This window comes from Salinivibrio siamensis (assembly GCF_001996005.1).
In the GTDB taxonomy this organism is placed as follows: Bacteria; Pseudomonadota; Gammaproteobacteria; order Enterobacterales; family Vibrionaceae; genus Salinivibrio; species Salinivibrio siamensis.
On sequence record NZ_MUFB01000002.1, the window covers coordinates 21,926 to 47,141 of the forward strand.

At 51.5% G+C, this 25,216-nt stretch carries 28 protein-coding genes and 1 pseudogene; 23 read left to right on the forward strand and 6 right to left on the reverse strand.

What is annotated here, in order from left to right:
• The first annotated feature begins 56 nt into the window (after positions 1-56).
• Entirely contained in the window at positions 57-512 is a 456-nt protein-coding gene (locus BZG73_RS01420) for an EVE domain-containing protein (RefSeq protein ID WP_077667384.1), read from the forward strand.
• 47 nt (positions 513-559) lie between these two features.
• Here BZG73_RS01420 and BZG73_RS01425 read toward each other — a convergent pair whose 3' ends face one another.
• From BZG73_RS01425 to BZG73_RS01435, 3 genes are all read right to left on the reverse strand, one after another.
• The gene (locus BZG73_RS01425) at positions 560-1,369 is read right to left on the reverse strand and encodes a Cof-type HAD-IIB family hydrolase (protein WP_046074567.1); all 810 of its coding nucleotides are present in this window, start codon (positions 1,367-1,369) and stop codon (positions 560-562) included.
• 101 nt (positions 1,370-1,470) lie between these two features.
• Entirely contained in the window at positions 1,471-2,490 is a 1,020-nt protein-coding gene (locus BZG73_RS01430) for an alpha/beta fold hydrolase (protein WP_077667385.1), read from the reverse strand.
• 136 nt (positions 2,491-2,626) lie between these two features.
• Entirely contained in the window at positions 2,627-4,225 is a 1,599-nt protein-coding gene (locus BZG73_RS01435) for an AbgT family transporter (protein ID WP_046074566.1), read from the reverse strand.
• Between the two features lie 250 nt (positions 4,226-4,475).
• Here BZG73_RS01435 and BZG73_RS01440 point away from each other — a divergent pair, with 250 nt between their 5' ends.
• The 4 genes from BZG73_RS01440 to BZG73_RS01455 all read left to right on the forward strand — a co-directional run bounded on the left by BZG73_RS01440 (position 4,476) and on the right by BZG73_RS01455 (position 7,066).
• A complete protein-coding gene (locus BZG73_RS01440) occupies positions 4,476-5,486 on the forward strand; it encodes an acyltransferase (protein ID WP_077667386.1) in 1,011 nt (336 codons plus the stop codon).
• A gap of 144 nt (positions 5,487-5,630) precedes the next feature.
• A complete protein-coding gene (locus tag BZG73_RS01445) occupies positions 5,631-5,990 on the forward strand; it encodes a DUF4145 domain-containing protein (protein WP_046074564.1) in 360 nt (119 codons plus the stop codon).
• 139 nt (positions 5,991-6,129) lie between these two features.
• Complete coding sequence (locus BZG73_RS01450; RefSeq protein ID WP_046074563.1) at positions 6,130-6,765, forward strand: lysoplasmalogenase; 636 nt, start codon at positions 6,130-6,132, stop codon at positions 6,763-6,765.
• Between the two features lies 1 nt (position 6,766).
• Positions 6,767-7,066 carry a putative signal transducing protein gene (locus BZG73_RS01455; RefSeq protein WP_046074562.1) on the forward strand — a complete coding sequence of 100 codons (300 nt, stop codon included), beginning with the start codon at positions 6,767-6,769 and terminating at the stop codon, positions 7,064-7,066.
• 3 nt (positions 7,067-7,069) lie between these two features.
• Here the strand turns inward: BZG73_RS01455 and BZG73_RS01460 are convergent, their stop codons facing one another.
• Both BZG73_RS01460 and rsmD read right to left on the reverse strand, forming a co-directional pair.
• Positions 7,070-7,336 (reverse strand): DUF1145 domain-containing protein, encoded by a 267-nt coding sequence (locus BZG73_RS01460; protein ID WP_046074561.1) that lies wholly within the window; start codon positions 7,334-7,336, stop codon positions 7,070-7,072.
• 10 nt (positions 7,337-7,346) lie between these two features.
• Positions 7,347-7,958, reverse strand: a complete 612-nt coding sequence (gene rsmD / locus BZG73_RS01465; protein ID WP_077606772.1) for a 16S rRNA (guanine(966)-N(2))-methyltransferase RsmD — start codon at positions 7,956-7,958, stop codon at positions 7,347-7,349.
• A gap of 87 nt (positions 7,959-8,045) precedes the next feature.
• Between rsmD and BZG73_RS16300 the strand changes: the two genes are divergently transcribed.
• From BZG73_RS16300 to BZG73_RS01510, 9 genes and pseudogenes are all read left to right on the forward strand, one after another.
• A complete protein-coding gene (locus BZG73_RS16300) occupies positions 8,046-8,390 on the forward strand; it encodes a hypothetical protein (RefSeq protein WP_077667387.1) in 345 nt (114 codons plus the stop codon).
• Positions 8,350-9,069, forward strand: a pseudogene (ftsY, locus tag BZG73_RS01475) (signal recognition particle-docking protein FtsY); the annotation flags it as partial. The gene BZG73_RS16300 and the pseudogene ftsY, both read left to right, overlap by 41 nt.
• A gap of 2 nt (positions 9,070-9,071) precedes the next feature.
• Positions 9,072-9,740: a cell division ATP-binding protein FtsE gene (ftsE, locus tag BZG73_RS01480; protein WP_046074629.1), complete on the forward strand. Its 669-nt coding sequence runs from the start codon at positions 9,072-9,074 to the stop codon at positions 9,738-9,740.
• Positions 9,733-10,671, forward strand: a complete 939-nt coding sequence (gene ftsX, locus BZG73_RS01485) for a permease-like cell division protein FtsX (RefSeq protein WP_077667389.1) — start codon at positions 9,733-9,735, stop codon at positions 10,669-10,671. Before ftsE ends, ftsX begins: the two co-directional genes overlap by 8 nt.
• 133 nt (positions 10,672-10,804) lie before the next feature.
• On the forward strand, positions 10,805-11,656 hold the full coding sequence (gene rpoH / locus BZG73_RS01490) for an RNA polymerase sigma factor RpoH (RefSeq protein WP_369795704.1): 852 nt from the start codon (positions 10,805-10,807) through the stop codon (positions 11,654-11,656).
• A gap of 319 nt (positions 11,657-11,975) precedes the next feature.
• Entirely contained in the window at positions 11,976-12,314 is a 339-nt protein-coding gene (gene glpE, locus BZG73_RS01495; protein WP_046074632.1) for a thiosulfate sulfurtransferase GlpE, read from the forward strand.
• 20 nt (positions 12,315-12,334) lie between these two features.
• Positions 12,335-13,165 carry a rhomboid family intramembrane serine protease GlpG gene (gene glpG / locus BZG73_RS01500; protein ID WP_077667390.1) on the forward strand — a complete coding sequence of 277 codons (831 nt, stop codon included), beginning with the start codon at positions 12,335-12,337 and terminating at the stop codon, positions 13,163-13,165.
• A 252-nt stretch (positions 13,166-13,417) separates the two neighbouring features.
• Positions 13,418-14,779 (forward strand): glycerol-3-phosphate transporter, encoded by a 1,362-nt coding sequence (gene glpT, locus BZG73_RS01505; RefSeq protein ID WP_077667391.1) that lies wholly within the window; start codon positions 13,418-13,420, stop codon positions 14,777-14,779.
• An 87-nt stretch (positions 14,780-14,866) separates the two neighbouring features.
• Positions 14,867-15,661, forward strand: coding sequence for a DeoR/GlpR family transcriptional regulator (locus BZG73_RS01510; protein ID WP_046074811.1), 795 nt, complete (start codon positions 14,867-14,869; stop codon positions 15,659-15,661).
• Here the strand turns inward: BZG73_RS01510 and BZG73_RS01515 are convergent, their stop codons facing one another.
• Positions 15,662-16,078: a flagellar basal body-associated protein FliL gene (locus BZG73_RS01515; RefSeq protein WP_046074635.1), complete on the reverse strand. Its 417-nt coding sequence runs from the start codon at positions 16,076-16,078 to the stop codon at positions 15,662-15,664.
• 157 nt (positions 16,079-16,235) lie between these two features.
• Here BZG73_RS01515 and BZG73_RS01520 point away from each other — a divergent pair, with 157 nt between their 5' ends.
• From BZG73_RS01520 to BZG73_RS01560, 9 genes are all read left to right on the forward strand, one after another.
• A complete protein-coding gene (locus BZG73_RS01520; protein WP_077667392.1) occupies positions 16,236-16,778 on the forward strand; it encodes a chorismate lyase in 543 nt (180 codons plus the stop codon).
• The gene (gene ubiA, locus BZG73_RS01525) at positions 16,775-17,629 is read left to right on the forward strand and encodes a 4-hydroxybenzoate octaprenyltransferase (RefSeq protein WP_077667393.1); all 855 of its coding nucleotides are present in this window, start codon (positions 16,775-16,777) and stop codon (positions 17,627-17,629) included. The genes BZG73_RS01520 and ubiA overlap by 4 nt, the downstream gene beginning before the upstream one ends.
• Positions 17,630-17,856: 227 nt before the next feature.
• The gene (locus BZG73_RS01530) at positions 17,857-18,375 is read left to right on the forward strand and encodes an Hcp family type VI secretion system effector (protein WP_077455008.1); all 519 of its coding nucleotides are present in this window, start codon (positions 17,857-17,859) and stop codon (positions 18,373-18,375) included.
• Between the two features lie 110 nt (positions 18,376-18,485).
• Entirely contained in the window at positions 18,486-20,465 is a 1,980-nt protein-coding gene (locus BZG73_RS01535) for a type VI secretion system Vgr family protein (RefSeq protein ID WP_077667394.1), read from the forward strand.
• A gap of 3 nt (positions 20,466-20,468) precedes the next feature.
• A complete protein-coding gene (locus tag BZG73_RS01540) occupies positions 20,469-21,266 on the forward strand; it encodes a DUF4123 domain-containing protein (protein WP_077667395.1) in 798 nt (265 codons plus the stop codon).
• Entirely contained in the window at positions 21,256-22,881 is a 1,626-nt protein-coding gene (locus BZG73_RS01545) for a hypothetical protein (protein ID WP_077667396.1), read from the forward strand. Before BZG73_RS01540 ends, BZG73_RS01545 begins: the two co-directional genes overlap by 11 nt.
• A gap of 203 nt (positions 22,882-23,084) precedes the next feature.
• On the forward strand, positions 23,085-23,873 hold the full coding sequence (locus BZG73_RS01550; RefSeq protein ID WP_077667471.1) for a glycosyl hydrolase family 26: 789 nt from the start codon (positions 23,085-23,087) through the stop codon (positions 23,871-23,873).
• Between the two features lie 9 nt (positions 23,874-23,882).
• Entirely contained in the window at positions 23,883-24,182 is a 300-nt protein-coding gene (locus BZG73_RS01555; protein WP_077667397.1) for a PAAR domain-containing protein, read from the forward strand.
• Positions 24,183-24,423: 241 nt separating this feature from the next.
• Positions 24,424-25,212, forward strand: coding sequence for a glycosyl hydrolase family 26 (locus tag BZG73_RS01560; protein ID WP_077667472.1), 789 nt, complete (start codon positions 24,424-24,426; stop codon positions 25,210-25,212).
• The last annotated feature ends 4 nt before the right edge of the window (positions 25,213-25,216 follow it).

A 25,216-nucleotide genomic window follows, 5' to 3' on the forward strand; every position in this document is an offset into this window, starting at 1 on the left:
CCCTGAATGCAGGCAGGGCAAGATTGCCGCCACCATCCGATTAAGAGCAAGCTAGCATGAGTTATTGGTTATTTAAAACAGAGCCAGATACCTTTTCGATAGACACACTAAAACAGCAAAAGGTTTCATGCTGGGAAGGGGTGCGCAATTATCAAGCGCGTAATATGCTGCGTGATGAGGTCAAAGTGGGCGATGAGGTGCTGATTTATCATTCCTCGTGCAAACAAGTGGGTGTCGCCGGTGTGGCGACCGTGGTCCGCGCCCGTTATCCCGATCATACCCAATTTGAGCCAGATAGCGGCTACTTTGATCCGAAAGCCACACCTGAAACCCCACGTTGGTTTATGGTGGATGTGGAATATCAGCGTCATGTGCCACTGATTAAGTTGGCTGAAATGAAACAAAACCCGGCGCTGGCCGAGATGCCGTTAGTGAAAAAAGGTAACCGACTGAATGTGATGCCGGTTACCGCAGCGCAATGGCAGGCGATCCTGGCGATGGCGGGGGAATAGTGCATCGCCATCAGGCGCCTGTTGGCTCACGGTGTGAGCCAGGTCGCTTATAAAAGTGAGTCTAATAGGTGCGCTTTCAAATAGCGCGCCACCGCTTCATCAGCATGACTACCAATAATGGCTTTATCTGAGAGGGTGGCCTTGACGCGCGCTTGTGCGGTGGCCATTACCAAGCCTTGTCCGGCGGCACGTAGCATTTCGACATCGTTCATGCCATCGCCAAACGCGATACAGTCTGCCAAGTTGAGCTGATGACGACGCGCCACTTCCTCTAACGCGGCGCCTTTGGACACCCCATTGCCCATTACTTCCAGGCAGAATGGCGTCGAAAATGCCACGCTGATGTTCTCGCCATACTGCGACAAAAACTGATGCTCGTATTTGAGTAGATGGTCGTGATCGTGGCGAATAAAGAAAATCTTCGCGATGTTATCGACCGGTGGGTTGTCCACATCAAACTCCTGGGCGTTAAAGCCAGAGTCTTTATGATAGCGGGCGAGCTCTTCATCCATTTTGCTCAGCAGCCAGTCATTATCGCGGTAGAGGTGAATGGTGACGGTCGGATCCTGCTTCACCTCGTTAATCAGGTTGGCAACAATCTCAGGGTCAACATTGTGTTGGAATACCAAGTTGTCATCACTGTCATGCACGCGTGCGCCATTGGAGGTGATCATGTATGCAGGAATGCCAACGGTTTCACGAATGCTCGCTACGTCAACATGATGACGACCCGTGGCAAACACAAAATGGATGCCTTGCTGGTGCAGTTGTTCCAACACCTGTTTGGTATAGGGCGCGATACTGTGCTCTGGGGTGAGCAGGGTACCATCGAGATCGGAAGCGACGAGTTTGTACATCATGTCCTCATTAGTTAGGCGATCACAATCACAGTATGTTTGAGTCTACTGCAACTGACGACGGTGAAAAAGGGAACCCTCTCACTGAGCGATTTCCGCTTTTAGTGTTGGCTCTGACGTTGAAAAAAATCATCGATGGCCGTGAACGCTGCCAGCCGATGTGTATCGGTTTCAAACAAGATTTCATGTCGTGAGCCTTGAAAAAACTGCCATTGACTCGGCTGATTGGCTTGCCGGCGTAAAAAATGGAACTCGGCCACCGCGGGATTAGACACAATCTGCTCGCCGCCAGCTTGGCAAATGAGTGTCGGAGTGGCCAATTGGGGGGCGATGGCTAAGCAGTGCTGGGCTGCGGCCATTCCCTCTGCAATCCAGCGAGCGCTAGGTCCGCCGATCTGCAGTTGAGGTTGGTTGATGTAGAGCTGACGAAACCAGGCATACCGTGCGCGAGAATGGGTCAGGCGGTTTTGCTCAAACGGCACATGACGATAGCCAACTTGTCCGGGCCCAAACCGTGGTGGATGCTGATAGCGCGCCAGCGAACGACACAACCAAGGCGCGATACGTCCAAGCCACGGGCTGACGTGCACGCCAAACATCGGCGCGGTCATTGCAAGCCCGTCTATCGCGTGGGGAAATCGATGCGCATAGAGTGCGGCGATGGCCCCGCCCATAGAGTGGGCGAGCATAAAGGTATGGTCGTACTGTCGGTGCGCCCCGATAAACTGCATGAAGGTCGCCAGATCAGTGACATAGTCGTCAAAGCGTTCGACATGACCCAGATCGCGCGGTTTGATCACGAGCCGCTCGGACAAACCTTGGCCGCGGTGATCAAAGCTGTAAACGTCATAGCCCATCTGAACGAGGTCATAAAAGATCTCTTGATACTTCATCACGCTTTCAATGCGGCCATTGACCACCACGACCGCTTGCCTATTCTGCGGACGGGTAAAGCTGCACCAGTGTAAACGTAGCCCTCCTTCCCCGTGGAAGTAGCCTTGTTCACGCTGTTGCCAAAAAGGTGTTATGTGGTGCTTAAATGCGTCGCTCAGCACTGCTTCACGGGCGAGAGAGTGCGCGTCAAAAGCCGGCTGATCCTTACTGTCGGCGAGATCTGTCATCTTGGTTTACCATCACTGAGATAGGTTTACTATAACCGTCTTAAAGGATGGATGAAAATGACACTTATGGGAAAAGCGCCGCGCCAAAAAGAAAAGGCAAGCGCGAGCGCTTGCCTTAACACCGAATAACGATACGTTACTGGTTGAAGTTGTAGTAGGTTTCTGCACCAGGGCCAACGGGCAGACCGAGCACGAAAACCCATACGTAGAATAGGATGCTCCATCCCACCATAAAGATCATCGAATAAGGCAACATGGTGGCAATCAAGGTGCCTATGCCAAGGTTTTTCACATAGCGACACGCCACCGCCAGAATCAGCCCGAAGTAACTCATCATCGGGGTAATGATGTTGGTCACTGAATCGCCAATCCGGTAGGCTGATTGAATCGTCTCTGGGGCATAACCGACCAGCATCAACATAGGTACAAAGATGGGGGCGGTGATGGCCCACTGCGCCGATGCCGAGCCGACCGAGAGGTTAATCAGGCCACACATCAAGATGAAGGCAAAGAATAATGCTGGCCCTGTTAAACCGATGGTTTGCAAAAAGTCAGCGCCGCCGACCGCAATCACTTGGCCAAAATTGGTCCATTTAAAGAACGCCACAAATTGCGCCGCGAAAAACACCAGCACGATATACATGCCCATGGCGCTCATCGACTTAGACATCGAATCAATCACGTCGCGATCGTTATTGATGGTGCCGACGGTACGGCCAAACACAATACCGGGAACGGCAAAGAACACCATAATAAAGGCAACAATGCCTTTCAAAAACGGCGAGCCTGCCACTTCATTGGTCTCGGGGTGACGCAGTGGTCCCCACTCTGGGACGATGGTGAGCGCTAAAATGCCGCTGACAATCAGCACCGCAATCCCGGCATTACGAAGACCGCGTTTCTCGTCATCATTAAGCTTGCTCGCGGAGGCGGCGGCGACATCTTCAGAGGCTTGGTCGTGGTCATACTGGCCCAGCTTAGGCTCGACAATCTTATCGGTGATCCACGCACCAACAATCGCGATGAAGAAGGTAGAAACGAACATAAAGTACCAGTTCATTTCGGGCCCAACGATGTAGTCTGGGTCAATCATTTGCGCGGCTGACTCGGTGATCCCCGACAGCAAGGGGTCGACAGTTCCCAACAACAAGTTAGCAGAGTAACCGCCTGATACCCCGGCAAACGCTGCGGCAAGCCCGGCTAATGGATGACGGCCTAATGAATGGAAGATCATCGCGGCAAGCGGGATTAAAACCACGTAACCGAGCTCTGAAGCCGTATTCGAGATAATACCGGCAAAGACAATGGTAAAGGTGACGGTACGGCGCGACGCGCCCATTACCAGGCCGCGCATGGAGGCTGACAGCAGTCCTGAATGTTCTGCGACCGACACACCGAGCATGGCCACCAGCACGGTGCCGAGTGGGGCAAAGCCGGTAAAGTTTTTCACCAAGTTGGTGACGATCATTTGCAAGCCTTCGGCGTTGAGCAGGCTTTGCACATAAATCATGCCATCTGCCGCACGTCCTTTTGCGCCCTCTGGGCGAGGATCGGCGACAGACACATCAAAGTAGCCAGCGACACCCGAGGCGATCAGGATAGCGACACAGAAAATCGCGAATAAGGTCACTGGATGAGGGAGCAGGTTGCCGAGCCACTCGACGGTATCGAGAAAGCGCGTAAACAGTGTGCGCTTGTGCGGCCCACCTTGTTGCTCTGTGGTACTTGAGTGCATGGGGTTGGTCTCCTTCGTTGTACTGCATTTCCCGTCTATGGGAAAAGGAGGCCGAATGTTAATTGTTTTTTAACTTAAATAGCAAGATTAAAAGCTAGTTAGTGAGCGTAAAACTCGATCTACGTGCTGCTAATGAGGCAAAAAAGAAACATATTTGACTGGATAATGACTTTAACGGACATCATTTGACGCGAAGTTGGCGTATGATGGATGCGTGCTCGATCCGGTCACTGGTTAAAAGTGTTAACAAATGCAACAGACTGAAACACAGACACATATTGATTACCTCGACATATTGCGTGTCCTCGCTGCCTTTTTCGTGGTGGCGATTCATGTACTGGGTCCGTATCGGTTTCAAATTGGTGATATTGCGCTGAGTGATTGGGTGGTCGCGGTAGGGCTAAACAGTGCAAGCCGCTGGGCGGTGCCGATTTTTATTATGATTTCGGGCTTACTGCTGCTCTCGTCGACGCGGCCTTTCCGCTTGCGCCATTTTATCCGTCGCCGCGTGGTTAAGGTGGTGGTGCCCTTTCTGGTGTGGTCGTTCGCGTTTGCGTGTCTGTCTGGACTGACGCCGGATGGTTTTTCGTGGCAGACCGTCACCCAAACATTGGGCGCGGCCCCTCAGCATGAAACTTATTATCACCTTGGCTTTTTCTACTATTACATCCCGTTGCTGCTGTGGGTGCCATTGCTACGCCCGTTAATGCCACGCTTACCGTCATGGTCAGTGGCTTTTATCGGATTAGCATGGATAAGCTTAACGGCTTGGTATTTAACCGGCGCGCATGGCTGGTGGCGGAATGATTTTATCCTCTATGGCGGCTACTTATGGTTAGGCTATTGGCTACACCAAGCGCCACGTGCGTTGTTACTGTGGTGGGCGCTGGGCTTACTGGCTTTGGGTATGACCGAGTATCACGTGTTAACCACCAGTGTTGCACATCAGCGTTATATCACTGAGGGTTGGTTATCGTATACCACGATCAACACGGTGCTGATTAGTGCGGCACTTTTCCTTGCCGTCAAACATTGGCGAGCGAATAAAGCGACACCATCGTGGGTTGCAACCCTGAGTCGTTATAGCCTAGGGATCTACTTGATTCACCCAGTGTTCCTTTGGCCCGTCAGGGCTTACTGGCCCACTTTATCGCCCGCTCTGGTTTGGATCCCCTTGCTGACGCTATATGCCTTTGCGGGGGCGGCGCTGACCACTGCTGTATTGCAACGATATCGCGCCACCGCGTGGTTGGTGCCATAAATGATGACACTTTTGACGACAACGGCGGTCATAACTGATTGAATATAGGATGACAGGATCAGATCGCAATCATGAAGCCTGATGCCCCTAAATGGTATAAAAACCACCATACTCATAAAATGGGAGCTGGTAAGGAGAGAGAGCATGGATGACGTCGCAGTCGTGATTAAGCACAGTAAGCGCCTAGAAGGCTTGCTGCGTGAGCACTATCACGCCGAAGGGAAGGGGCTACATCAGCTCATCGACAGTAGCCAAAAACGCCTGCCGCATGATGTGATCAAAAAGCTGCGCTTTGTCGCCACTATTCGTAACAAGGTCGTTCATGAAGAGGGTTACGAAGTGGACGATATACGTGAATTTATATCGGTGAGTAAGTATTGTGAGTCAGAATTAGTACCGCGAAGCAACCGATTGATTTGGCGGCTTGCCGCGGGGCTTATCCTGCTGTTTACCGCGGGGGCAATTGGTTTTTACGCGCAAGTGTGGCCGCAATGGAGTGGCTAGCTAACCACAATAATCGGTTGTCACCCCACGGTTAACGTTACGATTTTTTTAAACTGGATCTTGTTCTCATCAAGGGACGCTGGACATCTCCGCCAGCCAGCCTAGACTTGGCGTCCTTGTCTTGAAAGGAATGATACTCATGTGGAGCTGGTTCGCTGTCTGTTGTTCTGGACTGCTGCATATCTCCGCAGCCTACCGGGGCCCACGTTGGCAGTTTTATCTTTTTAAACCGCTGACTATTGTGATGCTCATGGCGATAGTGGGCACTCACATTAGCGTCTCTCATTATGCGCAATGGGTCTTCGTCGCGCTATTGCTCTCTGTGGTGGGCGATGTCTTTTTAATGCTCCCCAAAGACAGGTTTGTGCAGGGGTTAACCAGTTTTTTACTCGCACACCTGGTCTATATCTTCGCGTTTTGGGCGCAATTTGACGGCCATATGGTATGGTGGCTGCCCGCCATGTTGTCTGGCCTGGGCATTATCGTCTTTCTTTTACTGCTCCCAAACTTAGGGCAGCTCGCGCTGCCTGTGGCCGTGTATATTGCCGTGATCACCCAGATGGTATGGGCGGCCGGTGAATACTGGCTCAATACTCACTCCCCCGCGGCGGCACTCGCACTGGCCGGTGCTATCTGTTTTATGGTGTCAGATACCGTGCTGGCGTTTGCGCGTTTTAAGGGCGAATTTCGTGCGGCACAAGCGATGGTGATGTCGAGTTATTTTTTAGCGCAAGCACTGATCAGTGCCTCGGTGGTGATCGCCCAAGGAGGGTGAGATGGAAAAAGTCTATCAAGCGATGAACACCTTGGAGGCGCACAGCTTAAAAGGCCTGTTATCCAGCCATCGTATTGATTGTGTATTGAAAGGCGAAGCGCTGAGTGCGGCAGTGGGCGAGTTACCCACTGATGTGCAAGGCGTAACCTTATGGGTTGCCCCAGAAAATGTCGCTCAAGCAAGGCAATTACTGCAGGCGTATGAAGAGCAAAGCGAGACACACTGGGTATGCCAGCACTGTGGAGAAGAGAACGCCGGCAGTTTTGAACTATGCTGGCAATGCCAGCATAGTCGCGAATGACACTTACATCATATGCTTGCGGCGAATATCGAGCAGCGCAAAAATCCCAAAAATCAGGATTGACCATTTTTCCCAGCGCGTCATGGTAATTTTGTCGCCAAATGCTCCTAAGAAAATCAGCATTTGTAGCCCATGCATCACCAACAAAAAGCCGGTCATGATATAGAGCGCCATGGCGGCCACCCCTGGAAACGGGTGAACGATGTTGGCCAGTAAGACGATCCAAACAAAGGCGATGGCCGCTTTGGCGAGTAGAATTAGTCCTTTCATAGTGTGTCTCTTACGTTTGGTCGTTGAAATATAGACGGAAGTTGACTTGTCCTGCACGTTTTTCACGATGACAGTGCCAGTTTCCTGGGACGTGATAGTCATCCAGCTCACTTTCCGCTTCAACGTAAATACATGCCCCAGGTGCGAGCCATCCGTTGTTTGCGAGCGCAGCCAAGGTGTCGTTAAGCAACCCTTGATGAAACGGGGGATCGACAAAGACCACATCGAACGGGCCGTTTTGCGGTGGCGCGGCGAGTAGAGTCAGTGCATCTGTGCTATCTACTTGCGCATTCTCTGCGCCAAGCTGATCGAGGTTATCTCGAAGTTGTTTGGCCGCTACGGGGTTTTTTTCGCAAAACTGCGTCCAAGTCGCGCCGCGAGAGAGCGCTTCAAAGCCCAGTCCACCACTGCCCGCAAACACATCCAAGCAGCGCGCTCCCGGAAGATGGGGCGCCAGCCAATTAAATACGGTTTCTTTCACCCGGTCGGTAGTGGGGCGTAACCCCTGTGCGTCTTGCACGACAAGCTTACGGCCACGCCAGCGGCCAGCAATGATACGAACAGCTCCAGCCCCACGGGAAGCGTGAGCTGATGAAGATTTGCGGTTGGCGCGTTTAACCATAGATTTTTTGACCGTAAAGAAGGTGATAGACTATGCCGATTCGGTATTGAGCCGCTGATTGTATCAAGCATGCTTTAGGATTTGCCAATGGCAGAAAAAAAGAAACGTGGATTTATGTCATGGTTGGGTCTGGGTCGGAAAAAAGACCAGACACAGCCTGAACCAGAACAAGCGTCACCAACGACTGCGCCAGACGTGGCGGAAGAGACGGCAGAGTCAACCACATCGGTAGAAACATCGATTGATGAGGCGAACTCGCAACAACCGCAAGAAACCCTTGCATCTGATAGCGAAAGCGAAGTCAATACCGTGCCAGAGCCAGAGCCAGAGCCAGAGCCAGAGCCAGAGCCAGAGCCAGAGCCAGAGCCAGAGCCAGAGCCAGAGCCAGAGCCAGAGCCTGAAAGATGGCGAAGCCTTGTATGGCATTCTTAAACAAGAAATGGCGCAGATGCTGGAAAAGGTCGAGCAACCGTTGGTGCTGACTGACCAAAAGCCTTACGTGATCTTAATGGTCGGGGTCAATGGAGTGGGCAAGACGACCACCATCGGCAAATTAGCACGCCAGTTCCAAGCTCAAGGTAAATCTGTGATGCTGGCTGCCGGTGATACCTTCCGTGCGGCCGCGGTCGAGCAGCTGCAAGCTTGGGGCGAACGCAATCAGGTGCCCGTGGTCGCGCAACACACGGGTGCAGACAGTGCTTCTGTGTTGTATGACGCGATTGAAGCGGCCAAAGCGCGTAACGTCGATGTGGTGATTGCGGATACGGCAGGACGTTTGCAGAACAAAGCCAACTTGATGGAAGAGCTGCGCAAGATTGTGCGCGTGATGCAAAAGCTGGATGTGGGTGCCCCACATGAAGTGATGCTGACCCTGGATGCCGGTACCGGACAAAACGCCATCAGCCAAGCGAAATTGTTCAATGAAATTGCACCGATAACGGGGATTACGCTGACAAAATTAGACGGCACTGCCAAAGGCGGGGTGATTTTTGCTGTGGCAGAACAATTTAATATTCCGATTCGCTATATTGGTGTCGGTGAAGGCATTGAAGATTTACGCACCTTTAACGCCAACGACTTTATCGAGGCGCTCTTTAGCCGGGAGGAATAACCGTGATTCAGTTTCAGCAGGTAAGCAAAGCCTATCGGGGTGGCCGTCAGGCGCTGCAAAAAGTCAGCTTTGAGCTTCCCAAAGGGGATATGGCGTTGTTAACCGGCCATTCTGGCGCCGGGAAAAGTACGCTGCTGAAACTGATCTGCGCCATTGAACGTCCTAGTGATGGGCAGATTTACTTCAATGGCCATGATATTTCCCGCATTCCGCGCCAAGACATTCCGTTTCTACGGCGCCATTTAGGGATTATTTTTCAGGATCATAACCTGCTGATGGACGCGACTGTCTACGAGAATGTGGCGTTACCGCTGCGTATTGAGCAGCAGCCAGAAGGTGAAATCAAAAAACGCGTGTCTGCGGCGTTAGATAAAGTGGGGCTGTTGGATAAAGCGCGTTGTTTCCCGATTCAATTATCAGGCGGGGAGCAGCAGCGCGTTGGGATTGCCCGGGCGGTGGTCAATCGCCCGCAAGTCCTGTTGGCGGACGAGCCAACGGGGAATCTCGATGCCGCTTTGTCAGCGCAGATTATGGAGCTGTTTCGCCTGTTCAACCAAGTGGGCGTGACCATTCTTATGGCGACCCATGACACCAGCTTGCTTGAGCAGTACCGCCACCTTAGGCGGTTTGATCTCCAGCAAGGCAGTTTGGCGGAGGTCAGTCATGGCTGAATCTTTTATGCAGACGCAAAAGCGTCATGCCTCCACTGCTTGGCGGGATCTGTTTCAACGCCCGATGGGGAATCTACTCACCTTGATGGTGTTAGCGGTTGCACTTTCCTTACCCGCGACGTTTTACTTATTGGCCAAGAATGTGGTAACAGTGAGCGCGCAGTGGCATAGCCCTGCTGAGCTCAATGTGTTCTTAACGCCGGATCAATCGTCGCAGCAAGGTGAAGCACTGGCTAAGCAGCTGAGGGAGTGGCCCGCCATTGATAGCATTGAATACATCTCGCCTGACCAAGGTATGGCGTCGCTAAAACAGCAGCGAGGCTTTAATCAAGCGGTGAGCTTGTTAGATAATAATCCACTGCCTGCTGTGTTGGTGGTGGTGCCTGACGTGACCCCCGCAGATGGAGAAGACGCCACCTCTTTGACCGCGCGTGTGGAAGCCTTGTCCGACAAGCTTTCGGCACTGGCTGAAGTCGAGGAAGTGCGGTTAGATACTGATTGGCTGGCACGTTTGGACGCGATCAAAACACTGGCCATTACACTTGCTTGGCTTTTTTCCGGGTTGATGTTGGCAGCTGTCGTGCTACTTGTGGGGAATACCTTGCGGTTGCAGGTACTCCATCATCGTGCACGGATCCAAGTGATGAAAATGGTAGGAGCCACCGACCGTTTTATCTTACGGCCTTATCTTTATATGGGCGCATGGTTGGGCGGACTGGCGGCGATCGTCGCGTGGTTACTCACCGGGTTAAACACCTGGTTGATGGATGGGGCGGTGCGGCAATTTGCACAGCTTTATGACAGTCCCTTTACCCTTAGCGGACTCAATTGGGATGAATCTTTGCTATTGTTAATGGGCTCAATCCTACTAGGAGTGTTGGCGGCGTTGCTGGCGACGCGCCGACATTTAAAAGAAATTGAACCTGTGTAGGGTTAATACGGTCATAGACTCACAACAGACAGATAAAGGCTTGCAGTTTGCCCCTGCTTGGGTATATTTTTGCATGCTTAATCAGCAATTCGGTCTTCGACGATTCGGAAACGAGGTTTGAATGACAAAAGAGATGAACGCATTGGCACCGATTGTTCAAGATAACATCGACGGTTATCTGCAAGCGGTAAACAGCCACCCTATGCTCAGCGCTGAAGAGGAGCATTCGCTGGCCGAGCGTCTCCATTATCATGGTGATCTGGAGGCGGCGAAGTCGCTGATCCTATCTCACTTGCGTTTTGTTGTTCATATCGCCCGTGGATACACCGGATACGGTCTCCCGATGGCAGACTTGGTACAAGAAGGCAACATTGGTTTGATGAAGGCGGTGAAGCGCTTCAACCCAGAAGTTGGCGTGCGCCTCGTGTCCTTTGCTGTCCATTGGATCAAAGCTGAAATTCACGAGTACGTATTGCGTAACTGGCGTATCGTTAAAGTGGCAACCACCAAAGCGCAGCGTAAGCTTTTCTTTAACTTGCGTAAAAACAAAAAGCGCTTGGGTTGGTTTAATAACGACGAAGTGAATATGGTCGCAGAGCAACTCGGCGTGGAAGCGTCTGAGGTGCGCGAAATGGAAGCTCGGTTGGCCGCACAGGATGCGACCTTTGAAGCGCCGGCGAATGCCGACGATGAGCGCGAAAGCGGTCCAATGGCCCCTGTCTATTATCTGGAGGACAAAACCTCAGATATTGCCGCGTCGCTAGAGGCGGAAAACTGGGAGTCGCACGCAAACCGCCGATTGGCCAGTGCACTATCCGCATTGGATGAGCGCAGCCAACATATTGTCCGTTCTCGTTGGTTAGACGACAACAAAGCCACGCTGCAAGATCTCGCGGATCATTATCAAGTGTCGGCGGAGCGGATCCGTCAGCTAGAGAAGAACGCGATGAAAAAGCTTAAACAAGCAATGGGTGATGCGCTGTAAGATCGTCTTCGATCAAAGCTGAACCGGCCATGAGGCCGGTTTTTTTATGCCTGTTGCCAGGGAAAAAGAAAAGTGTTGAAGAGGTTATTCACAGCTTATCCTGGATCCTTACTACATCTAGTGGATCCGGTATAACGATCATCGCTTATCAACGCAATCCACACCTTTTTCCACAGTCGACTAAAAAACGAACACTGTTGGCGGGGGGAAGCAGACGTGTGAGATCAAACTCAGGTACAATGCGGACTTGTTTCGAGGAGCACGTTATCCTCGTGTGACGTCAGCTGGGAATAATTTTGTGAGTGAAGGGGTAAAAGGTATGGATCAGTTTGCACACATCTCTGTGACCGATGCGTGGGAAATGCTGCGTGATGATCAGCAAAATGCAGTATTAGTGGATATTCGCGATCCACAAACGTTTCAGGTTGCGCACCCTCAAGATGCGTATCACCTAACGAACGATACCTTGGTGGCGTTTATGGATCAGGTTGACTTTGATCAGCCGGTGCTGGTGATGTGTTATCACGGGATCAGCAGCCAAGGCGCGGCGCAGTACTTGATCAATCAAGGCTTCGATGCGGTATATAGTGTCGATGGCGGGTTTGAAGCCTGGCAACGTCAAGCCCTTCCCACCGCGTCGGGTATCGATCTTAAATAGGAGCCTCAATAGGACAGCTCATGCAAAAAATCGCGGTACTGCCAAATGCGCGCTTGGCTCAGGCATTTGTCGATTATGCGGCAGCGCATCACGTCACTCTTGAACTCGCCCCTGAGCCGGAAACGCAGGTGGCGATTTGGTTGGTGAACGACAACGATAAAGCCTGGGTGGATAGCGAGCTGGAGCGGTTTATCGCTGACCCCATGCATAGCCGTTATCAAGCGGCGTCTTGGCAGGTGGCAGAAACCCGCCATGCCCGTTTTCACTACCCCTCCTCAGGGTTATGGCAAACGGTCAAAGATAAATCTGGTCCGGTGACCTTGGCGGTGATGTGCGCCAGTGTGGTGTTGTTTGCGTTGATGACGCTGGGCGGGTTTGAGGTTGTCGTACGCAGCTTACTGTTTCCGGCTAATAGTGGTCAGCGCTGGCAGCTGTGGCGTCTATTCAGCCATGCGCTCCTGCATTTTTCCGCTTTGCATATTATCTTCAACTTGCTCTGGTGGTGGGTGCTTGGTGGTCGCATCGAGCGCCTCGGCAGTAGCAGTAAGCTGGTTCAAATCTTTTTATTCGCCGCGCTTTTCTCGGGACTCGGTCAGTATTGGTTGGAAGGGCCTTACTTTGGTGGTCTCTCGGGCGTGGTTTACGCGCTGTTAGGCTATTTATGGTGGATGACTTGGCTGGCGCCCTCGCGTGGCCTCACGGTCGAAAAGCCATATGTTGTCTTTATGCTGGCGTGGTTGGTGATTGGCTTTTTCCAGCCGATGGGCATGAACATCGCCAATATGGCGCATTTATTTGGTCTGATCATTGGCTGTTTGCTCGCTCTGTGGGATGCGAAACGCCATTCTTAGCGGATCGGTACTTCTGTCTACATCGCATTATCTCTATCGCGTAAAGAAAAAAGAGCAGGTAACTGCTCTTTTTTTGTTCGTAAGCGCAATTTTATTGCGTCAGATCTATGTTTTTATGTTCGCTTTCACGGTTTTTGTTTTCAGTTTGAGTAATTATTCTACCCGTTGAGCGAATACGAAAATTTATTGCTCACTTCTTTGATTTTTATCCTTTTATAAATCCATCGCGTACATCTTACTGAGGACCCTCTCATGTTTGGAATCTTCCGTCCGGCTGTTCACCGGCAAAGATTGCCTCAAGCGCAGATCGGTGACACCTACACTCGACTGCGCTGGCAACTGTTTATCGGGATTTTTATCGGCTATGCCGGCTACTATCTCGTGCGTAAAAACTTTAGCTTGGCCATGCCGTATTTGATTGATGAATATGGCTTTAGCCGTGGTGATTTGGGGGTAGCGCTCGCCGCTGTGTCCATTGCTTACGGCTTATCAAAATTCTTAATGGGCAGTGTCTCTGACCGCTCAAACCCACGTTATTTCCTAAGTGCTGGGCTGTTAATGTCATCGTTGGTGATGTTCAGTTTTGGTTTACTTCCTTGGACAACCAGCAGCATTACCATCATGTTTATCCTGCTGTTTATTAATGGTTGGGTACAAGGTATGGGCTGGCCTGCCTGTGGGCGCACCATGGTGCACTGGTGGTCACGGAAAGAGCGTGGTGAGCTGGTGTCGGTTTGGAACGTGGCGCATAACGTCGGGGGTGGTTTAATTGGGCCGCTATTCTTGCTCGGCTTGTGGCTGTTTAATGATGACTGGCGTGCGTCTTTTTATGTACCTGCATTTTTTGCCGCATTGGTCGCGGTGTTTATCTGGTTAACGCTACGTGACACCCCACAATCGTGTGGCTTGCCACCGATTGAGGAGTATAAAGACGATTATCCAGAGAACTATGACGAGGAAGCGTTTGAAAAAGAGATGACCGCCAAAGATATCTTCGTCACCTACGTGATGAAGAACCGTTTGCTGTGGTATATCGCGATTGCCAATGCCTTTGTCTATTTGATTCGCTATGGCGTACTCGATTGGGCACCGGTTTATCTTGATGAAGCGAAAGGCTTTACCGTGGATAAATCCTCTTGGGCCTACTTCCTCTATGAATGGGCGGGGATCCCAGGCACCTTATTATGTGGCTGGATGTCTGATAAATTCTTCAAAGGGGCGCGAGCACCTGCCGGTGTGTTGTTTATGGTGCTGGTGACCGTGGCAGTGTTGGTGTACTGGTTTAACCCAGCCGGCAACCCGGGCATCGATATGGTAGCGTTGGTGGCGATTGGTTTCTTGATTTACGGGCCGGTGATGCTGATTGGCCTGTATGCATTGGAGCTGGCACCGAAAAAAGCGGCGGGCACCGCGGCCGGCCTGACCGGTTTATTCGGCTATCTGGGTGGCGCGGTTGTCGCGAACATTGCGCTTGGCTATACCGTCGACCACTTTGGCTGGGATGGTGGCTTTATGCTGCTCACCGGCGGGTGTGGGTTGGCTATCTTCTTCCTGTGTTTGGCATGGGTCGGGGAGCATCGCGTGCGTCGTGACACAGCTGTGCACGCTGTCTAAGTGATCTGTCTTGGCATCGCCTAGTGGCTATGCGTAAACTAGGAAGCCCTCGTGATCGCGGGGGCTTTTTTTGTAAGGGGAGAAGCAGTGAAGCAAAACAAACGTCATCAGCAAATCATTGATCTGGTTAAGTCACAAGGATACGTGAGCACGGAAGACTTGGTTGAGCGCTTCAATGTCAGCCCGCAAACGATTCGACGCGATCTCAATGAATTGGCGGCAGAGAACCACATTCGTCGTCATCATGGTGGCGCGACGGTGCCGTCCAGCTCAGAAAATACCGCGTATGCGACCCGTAAGGTGCTTCAGCAGCAAGAAAAAGACACCATCGCACAGGCCTTGGTCAAACATATTCCTGATGGGGCGACCTTGTTTATCGATATTGGTACCACACCTGAAGCGGTGGCACGCGCGCTACTAGACCATCATAACCTGCGCGTGGTGACCAACAACTTGAATGCGGCCGCGATCTTAATGCCAAAGCAGGACTTTACGGTGATTATTGCGGGCGGCGAGGTACGGAATCGCGATGGGGGGATTGTCGGTGAGGCAACGCTCGACTTTGTCTCTCAGTTTCGGCTCGACTTTGGCATTCTTGGCATCAGTGGTATTGATGATGATGGCTCATTACTCGACTTTGACTACCATGAAGTGCGCGTCAAAAAAGCCATTCTTGATAACAGTCGTTGTGTGATGCTGGCAGCAGACCATACCAAGTTTGGCCGCAATGCCATGGTGAATTTGGGCAATATCACCCAGCTGGATATGGTCTTTACTGACGCAACGCCACCAGCTCAGATCCGTGACATGCTGAGCGCACAGGGAAGCCACCTTGAGGTGATTAGCCACCCTGAGCCCGTCGCTAACGTCACGGCTGAGTGATTATTGATATAAGTATTTTGTGAATAACAGGTCGGTGAGCATGCGGCGATTGGTTTCGGCGAGTAGGTGCTCGTTGACTTTCTCTAAACAGGTTTTGCGAATCGTTTCTCGGCCAGACAACGACTTTATCTGGGTGGCGGTTTGCTGGTTTAGGGTTTCAATAATCACATCGCGGATCAGGGGAGAGTGATACTCCAGCTCACTGACGAGTTTGGGGTTATCGACCATCAACTCGACTTTCACCTTGATAAAACCTAATCGACGACCTTCGGTGACATAGTTGGTGGTAATCTCAGGCTCTAAGGAAAAGTAACTGTATTTGGGGTTACCCTCACCCTCTTCTTGTGCATGGACGGCGGCACTAAGCCAGAACAACACGCTCAGTACGACCATTAATAGGGGTTGTTTTTTACTCATAGTGACCCAGTTATTCCGTTCATGGTGTGACAGGGATAGGCTGAGCGCATTCTCCAAACGCAACCAGCCTGATACAATTACCAGCCGAGTATAGCAACATTGTCCCCCCCTTAGCGGTAAGGACAGGCGAATTTTGCGCGATGTGGCACAGGAAACAATGTCGGAATTAAATCATACCTATTTAGAAGCGCTGCAAACGGCACGCTGGGAGCGACCAGATATTGCGGCGCTAAAGCGCACCGCAGAAGGCAGTTGGTTACTCGAATCACATTCGATGACAGCAAGGTTGAAGCAGCACTGTCATGACTTTGACGTGGATGTGATTGCCGTTTATCAATTAACCCCAGACAAACTGACCGACAGCGAAGCGGCGCTGATTGGCCAAGAGGCTTGTGTGGTGCGTGAAGTGGTATTAAAAGGCGATGGACTTCCTTGGTTGTGCGCGCGTACCTTGATGCCGGCCTCCACCTTAGAAGGGCAAGGGGGACACTTGCATGCCTTGGGAACAGAGCCATTAGGCCAACATGTCTTTAAGCAGCGCGCCTCACGGCGAGATGCAATTGAAACCGCTAATGTGGCGTGTCTGTCCCATCAGTTGCATGCGCGTCGCTCTCGGCTTTGGCTCCACAATCGCCCCATGCTAGTGGCGGAATTATTTCTGCCTAGCTCACCTGTGTATGGAAAGGAGATCCCTGCATGAGCGCAAAACTGGCCGCCTTCGGACAGCTGGCCCGTCTAGACCGGCCCATAGGCACGCTATTGCTGTTATGGCCAACCTTATGGGCCTTGTTTCTCGCTGCCGATGGCATGCCGTCACTGCTAACCCTGGTGGTCTTTGTGCTCGGGGTATATATGATGCGTGCCGCCGGGTGTGTCATTAACGACTATGCGGATCGCCATTTCGATGGCCATGTTAAGCGCACCAAAGACAGGCCCTTACCGGCCGGACGGATCAGCGAAAAAGAAGCGCTCGGCTTTTTTATTATGTTGGTATTCGGTGCGTTTTTGCTGGTGCTCACCCAAAATCGTTTGACCATTCAGCTTTCTTTTGTCGGCGTCGCGCTGGCGTTTATTTATCCTTTTATGAAGCGCTACACCCATCTGCCTCAGTTAGTATTAGGGCTGGCGTTTAGCTGGGCGATCCCCATGGCGTTTGCGGCGGCGCAAAATGCGCTGCCACCAGTGGTTTGGTTGCTGTTTTTCGCCAATATTTGTTGGACCATCGCTTACGACACCTTGTATGCCATGGTCGACAGAGACGATGACGTGAAAATTGGTATCAAATCGACGGCGATTCTATTTGGCCGCTGGGATAAAGCGACGGTGGGTGGCTTACAATTATTAACCCTCGGGCTGCTGATGCTCGCCGGGCAGTGGTTAGCGCTGTCGCCAGCCTATCAGTGGAGCTTATTGGCCGCCTTTGCATTGTTTGTCTATCAGCAATACCTCGCCAGAGAGCGCGAGCGAATGGCGTGCTTTAAAGCCTTTTTGAACAATAACTATGTCGGCCTAGTGATTTTTATTGGTGTATTGGCCGGTATATACGGCTAGTGTCGTGGGTCTGACAACAAACGTGCTGGGTGGGTGAGTTAACTTTTATTCCCAAGCAACTTTTTGCTCAGCTTGGCAACTTCTTGCTTGCGACCGAGCAAAAAGTTGCTTGGAAATTAGTAACTATCTGTAAAATAACAAAATAAAAGTTGGCATGCTTTTCGCTATTTAACCTTTACCACAGTCAATAGGCTGTGCTTAATGATTAAACGTTTATAGGAGCGATTATGCCAACGCCATGTTATATCTCGATTGAAGGGGAAACCCAGGGACTGATTACTGCTGGTGCGTGTACCGCAGACTCCATCGGTGATGCGTTTGTTGAAGGTCACGAAGATGAAATGCTGGTTCAGCAGTTTGACCATAATGTGACGGTGCCTACTGACCCGCAGTCAGGCCAGCCTTCTGGCCAACGTGTTCACAAGCCATTCAAATTCACTGTTGCGCTCAACAAAGCGGTGCCGCTGCTTTATAACGCGCTGTCTTCAGGTGAAAAAATGTCTACCGTCGAGCTGAAGTGGTACCGCACCTCGATTGAGGGCAAACAAGAAAACTTCTTTACCACTAAGCTAGAAAGCGCCTCTATCGTAGACATCCATTGCGAAATGCCACACTGCCAAGACCCTGCCAAGTCTGATTTCACTCAGAACCTTACGGTCTCTATGTCATACCGTAAAGTTATCTGGGAGCACGTTAACGCGGGCACATCTGGCTCAGACGACTGGCGCAAGCCTATCGAAGCTTAATCCTCACCTTGGTGAGGAAACCGCAGCCTGCCTATTGGGCGGGCTGCACCGCGTTCAGCCATGTGCGCATTGAGCGTATCGACTTGTTTCGACAGAAAGGAAGGTAAGTGATGGCAACACTTCATTATACATTCAGTATTAAAGGCCTAGCGGATGAATGCTTTGTCGTGAGAGGGTTTGAGGGCCAAGAAGTCCTCTCTGATGATAGCCGCGTTGATGGAGGGTGCCACGGCTTTCGCTACGATATTGAGCTGGCAAGCCGACATACCGACCTAAAACCGGAGCAAGTGATTGATGCAACGGCAGTACTCACTATGTACCGCAATGGTGAGGTGGCGCAGCGCTTTCATGGTGTTGTCAAGCGCTTCACTCAAGGCGATATTGGTCACCACCATACCTTTTACTCGCTCACCTTGGTCCCAGCCCTCGAGCGACTTGCACTTCGTCATAACAGCCGTATTTTTCAGCATAAGACGGTGCAAGACATTATTGCTGAGCTGCTGCTGGAAATGGGGGTGGAAGACCACCAGTTCTCCCTGTCTCGCAAGCTTGAAGAGCGTGAGTTCTGTGTCCAGTATCGTGAGACGGATTTAGCGTTTATTGAGCGTCTTGCCGCCGAAGAGGGCTTGGTTTACTACTTTGAGCATAGCCAAGACAAGCACATGCTCATCTTTTGTGATGACAACAGCGCACTGACCGCCCTCGAAGCCCCGATCATTTATAACAGCACCGCGGGTGGTGAAGCCGATACGCCTTATATCTGGTCTTTCTCCAAGCAAACTCAAACCGCGGTCTCTGATGTGTATCTTAAAGACTATAGCTTCAAAAAGCCTGCCTATAGCTTTATGCAACAACAGGTCGGTGATGATATGGCTTACCAGCGGCAGACTTATCAACACTTTGATGCGCCAGGCCGTTATAAAGATGATGCCAACGGTCGCGCCTTTAGCCAAGCAAGGCTCGATTATCTACGCCGTGATGCGCGCCTGGCTACCGGGCAAAGCAATCAACCGTTGCTGCGTGCAGGTACTAAGTTCACACTCAGTGAGCATTTAGCCGATGAGATGAACGCCGATTGGTTGGTGGTCTCTATCACGCATAAGGGGGAGCAATCCCAGGCGCTAGAAGAGGCCGGCAGCACAGGGCAAACCACCTACTCTAACCAATTTAAAGTCGTGCCTGCCGCCACGCCTTGGCGGGCGACGCCACAGCCTAAACCCCAGGTGGATGGACCAATGATGGCCACGGTCGTGGGCCCTGAAGGTGAAGAAATCTTCTGTGATGAACATGGTCGAGTGAAGGTACATTTCCCCTGGGACAGAGAGTCAGAAAGAGATGAACATAGCTCGTGCTGGGTGCGCGTGTCGCAAGGCTGGGCCGGGGCGCAGTACGGCTTTATGGCCATCCCGCGTATTGGCCATGAAGTGATTGTATCTTTTTTAAATGGCGACCCTGACCAGCCCATTATTACCGGGCGTACCTACCACGCCACCAACACGCCACCGTATCCACTCCCTGAGTTTAAAACCAAAACGGTATGGCGCAGTGACAGCCATCAAGGCGAAGGCTACAACGAGCTCAGTTTTGAAGACCAAGCCGACAGTGAGCGTGTGTACCTAAAAGCACAAAAAGACAATCAAGTCGATGTCGGCAACTCACAGCAGATCCGTGTTAATTATGATCACAAGCTCGACATTGGTCATGATGAAAACCACGTGGTCGCCAACGATCGCACGTTAACCGTAGAAGGGTCACAATCGCATGCCACGAAAGGGAGTCATGTGAGCGAGGTCAACGGCGATAAGCACCAAAAAGTCGATGGCGACTGGGCGGCCAAAGTCGCGAGTGCGATTGGCTTTAATGCCGACGGCGACATCACCATTAAAAGCGGCGCTAAAATCACCCTGCAAGTGGGCGGCAGTTTTGTGGTGATTGATAGCAGCGGTGTGGCCATTGATGGGGCCAAAATCCTGATCAAGTCAGGCGGCTCACCAGGCGGGATCCCTCTGCCTTCCAGTCCGGCTACCCTCAGCGCCGCGGCCGCAGAAGGCAGTGCGTTTGTTGCGAATTGTCCGCCAAGTGAGGGCTAAGCCATGAGCGAATACCGGTATGCAGTGGTAGACCGTGCGGTGGTGCCTCACATCCTCTCCTTAGCCGACGACCATGAGGCCGCGTCATGGTGTGTTTTTCAGCCTCCGGTGGATGACGCCTTTGCCCAGGTTGCCCCTTATTTGGTCGAGCTTCCTCCTGCGCTTGAGGATGACCTGCAAGCGCGCCGTGAGCCGTGGGGATTTATCTTTACCACCGAGCAACCAGCGAAGGTTGTGCTCAACCACCTAAGAGCCTTGCTCTCGGTGTACAAAGAAGGCAATCCGGCCCCCATTTTCTGTCGCTACTACGATCCGCGTATCATCTGGGCGCTGTTAGATGTCTGCAAGGTACCGCAACAGTACTATGTGTTTGGTCCCATGACAGCGATACAAACCGGGTACCCACAGGCGCGTGAAATGGCGCTCACGCCCATTAAAGTACATCGCCCGCTGACCGAATTGGTCTTATCTGACACGCAATATCAAGCGGTACTCGACCAGTGCATGGTTAACCTCAAGCAAGATGTGCAAGAGATATTACAGGCGCTACCCACACCTGCCTCAGACGGTGACCCAGACAGAGGCGTATTCGCCGATACCCTAGTGACGCAATTAACGAAATGGGGCGTCACCGTCGTGACCGATATCAAAACCATCGCGTCCTTGTGTGTCTCACACAATGTTTCCGATTGGGAGGCCTTGCCCGCCGCATGGCATGCCGAGCTCTCTCATTCCCAACTACCTGGCAGCTACCGCGTGAAAACATTGGTAGCCAAATTAGGAGGCCAACATGAGCTGTAATCATCCCCCCGGCGAGGCGTGTCATTGCAATCGCACCGAGCCTTGCCTGATTGGTTATGCGGTGACCGCAGGCGATAGCACACAACAATATCGTGGTGGCGAAGTGATAGGCGAGCCTGTTGCTGTGATTGATGAAGGCGAGGGCGCAGAGGTTGACATTACCCTTGAAGGGAGTTGCCAAGACGCAAAACCGACCTGCCCGAACGGCTATGTGACTGATAATGAAAACTTTGCGAAAGATTTATCGGTTGGGCAGAACAGTGGCATTACTGTGCGCTCCCCACAGACGGGCGCCTTTGGGTTGTGGGATGCCTTCATGCTGATGTTGGCGGAAGACACCCAAGATGCGTTGCCTTATAAAACCTATCAGATATGCGTGACGCAATGTGATGGCCAGCCACAAGAAGAAACCCACCTTATCTATGATATACCCTTGATTGGTAGCATTGCCAAAGCGGTCGTCGGCGTACTGTCGAATGACAGCCTGTCTTTTAAGGTTTACCCCAAAGTCGTACTAAAAAGTGAACTGACGCTGTCCTACAAAAAAGAGACAGAAGAAAAATCGGATGAAGAGCGTTATGACGAGCGCACCGCGCGGTACGAGGAATATCTTAGAAACGGCGGCGCGGAAGCGCATCACCGCACCGAGATCCCCAAGAGTGAAATCAAAGAGAAGTTTTCGCTGGAGGGCAGCCTCTCGATCAAAGAAGGCAGCACGGAAACGAAATTTGGCACGGGGTTAACGTACGAAAATAGCAACTACTTACATACGCGTGACGTGCAAGATGAGTTTGAAAATATACGTGACCAATTAAAACTCATCTCCAGCATTATCGATACCGTCGGTATGATCAAGTCAGGCATGTATCGAGACACGGGCGAAGAAGACATTAAGCTGGTGACTTGGGAGTTTAAACCGCCGGTGCTCAAATTGGGGGGCAGTAAAACCACCACACTCAGTGATAAAGGCCAGCTCATTACCATGGGTAAAACCACATTGGGTCTCGACCCCTTATTTGACTTTTCAATCACCTTGGATGTGATACTCGCGGCAGCCGCGTATTTTAAAATCAAAAACCTGGTGCAAAAGCTGCGCGAAGAGGCGAAAAAGCTGGAAGACAAGGTGAAAGCCGGTCAGCAAGGCGCCTACTTTGGCGCTGAGTTTTTTGTCATGGCCGCCACCAGCATCAAAACCGAGGGCAGCATTGAATGTGTGCCTAATAAGTCGCCGACGTATGCCTTTGATGCCGAGCAGGCTGTCACAATGACCACCGAGATAGGGATACGAAGTGGCGTTAACGTCTGGGTATTAGAGGGGCTGTTTGAATTGACAGGCGGTATTGTCGCCAATGCCAAGTGTGTACTTAAAGGCGGAGAGGGTAAAACCGAGCTTATCTTCTGCCATGAAGGCATTAAGGCTTATGTCAAAATGAAGGTCACGTTTAGCACGAAAAACCCCAACGAGAAGAGTTCAAACAACCAAGGCGGCCTTGGCGGCTGGCGAGCCGATAGTGAGGCAAAAACAAGTGAAGAAGAAACACAAGAGTGGGTGTGGGTTGACCCCTTAAGTACGGAGGACTCTCCATACCGCACCACATTATTTGGTGGCGACTAGCAGAGGATACCATGAGAGCCATAACATTAATTTTAACTGTCATTTTATTAGCCGGATGTTTTGGAGATAAAGAAATGAGACAAGCGAGAGAGCAGGTTTCAACTGTTGATATCGAGATTGATAATGAAGGCGAGAATCCGCCTGTGTTGTACACCGCCAGTATCAGCTCACAGACTATGTTTTGTGGTGGGTTAACCAACGGTATCGAAGCTATTGATAACTTAAGCTCGAGCGCTGCCACCTTCTCTTCAGGGTTTAACGCCACCGCTTACTTACAGCCGGGGGAAAACCAGTTAGAGCTCGGCACGGTGCCATCAGGTGCGTACGAGGATGACTTTACCTATCGTATGGACGATACCTGCCAGGTCACCCTGTATGGCGCCTTTCCGGATGGCACCAAAAAAGAGATTTCTAACCTGACGGCCACCGTAGAAGACGGCAAACCGACGATTAAAGACTCCACCACCTATCCGGCCAATCATCAGTCACCACTGGTGAATGTGGATGGAACGCTTGATGGTCATTTAACCATGTTCTCACGCCCTATTCATATCAAAACCTTACCGCGTTGGCGCTGGGTAGACGCGACACCGTTTGATGAAAACAACCCCAAGCACATGAAAATGTTGCGCCGTGCTTACAGCCACCTTATCACCTTACTCGAAAAGCGTGACTTTGAAGGGTTAAAAATGGCGTGGTCACTCTCGAATCGAGAAAAAGCGAAAGCCGAAGCCTATATGACCGAGCCTGATGAATTTTTTGATGTAATGGATTTGCCTGGAGATTTTGAACGGGCTTCTGATGTCCAAGCAGAGCCAAGGCGCGAATGGCATGAATACTCATTAAAGAGCCTTATGAATGGACGTTTAGTCAGATTAGAGGATCAACGTGGTATGTCTCCAATCAGATATGGCTCGGATGAATTAGATTTAATTACTAGTCTGGATCCGTTTTTCGCCATCATTGATGGCCGTATGGTCATTGCACGCTAAGGAGGCGCTATGCCAGGGGCAGCACGATTAGGCGATACCGCTGGCGGACATGGGTGTTTTCCGCCCACCGCAGTGACCAGCGCCAGCGCTGGGGTGATGATTAATGGCAAGCCGGCGGCAAGAGTGGGGGATACCGCCGCCCCACACGGCTGCCCGTGCCCGAAAACGCCACATGGCTCTCATGGTCGCCAGATTGTCGCGGGCTCAACCGGGGTAGTGATTGATGGTAAACCCGCCGCCCGTATTGGTGACGCGCTTAATTGTGGTGGCGTGCTGATATCAGGCTCCGGGGATGTCATCATTGGCTAGGGGCGGCAACGCCTCTAGCTACTTCATTATCAGACATAAGCGAGCCGAGATGAAAAAGATTGCTGCTGTACTCTGCCTGTTTTTATTGACTGGCTGCTGGAGTGATTCAGACATGATGCAAGCAAGAGAGCAGGTTTCAACTGTTGATATCGAGATTGATAATGAAGGCGAGAACCCGCCTGTGTTGTACACCGCCAATATCAGCTCACAGACCATGTACTGCAATGGGTTGGTTAATGGTATTGATGCCATAGACAACCTAGGCTCGAGCGCGGCCACCTTCTCCTCGGGGTTTAACGCTACCGCCTACTTACAGCCGGGTGAAAATCAAATAAACATGCGAGTTTTACCTTCGGGGGCGTACGAGGACGATTTTACTTATCGCGCGGACGATACCTGCCAGGTCACCCTGTATGGCGCGTTTCCGGATGGTACTAAAAAAGAGATTTCCAACCTGACGGCCACGGTAGAAGACGGCAAACCGACGATTAAAGAGTCCACCACCTATCCGGCCAACCACCAATCACCACTGGTGAATGTCGATGGCTCAGTTCGTGGCCCTGTGACTAAGTTTTCTCGTCCTATTCATATCAAAACATTACCGCGTTGGCGCTGGGTGGATGCCACCCCGTTCGATGAAGATAACCCCAAGCACATGAAAATGCTGCGCCGTGCTTACAGTCACCTTATTACCTTGCTCGAAAAGCGTGACTTTGAAGGGTTAAAAATGGCGTGGTCATTAGCGGGGCGTGAGCAGGCAAAAGCCGAAGCCTATATGACCGAGCCGGATGAGTTTTTTGATGTGATGGATATACCTGGTGACTTTGAGCGTGCAGAGGACGCAGCGGTTGTTCCACGACGAGAGTGGCATGAGTACACAGTGAAAAGCTACATGGGCGGAAAGCTAGTGAAGCTAGAAGACCAACGAGGGCATTCTCCACTTCGTATCAGCTCTCAAGAGTCTGGCTGGATAAATAGTTTTCTACCGCTGTTTTCCATCATTGATGGCCGTATGGTGATTGCACGTTAAGGAG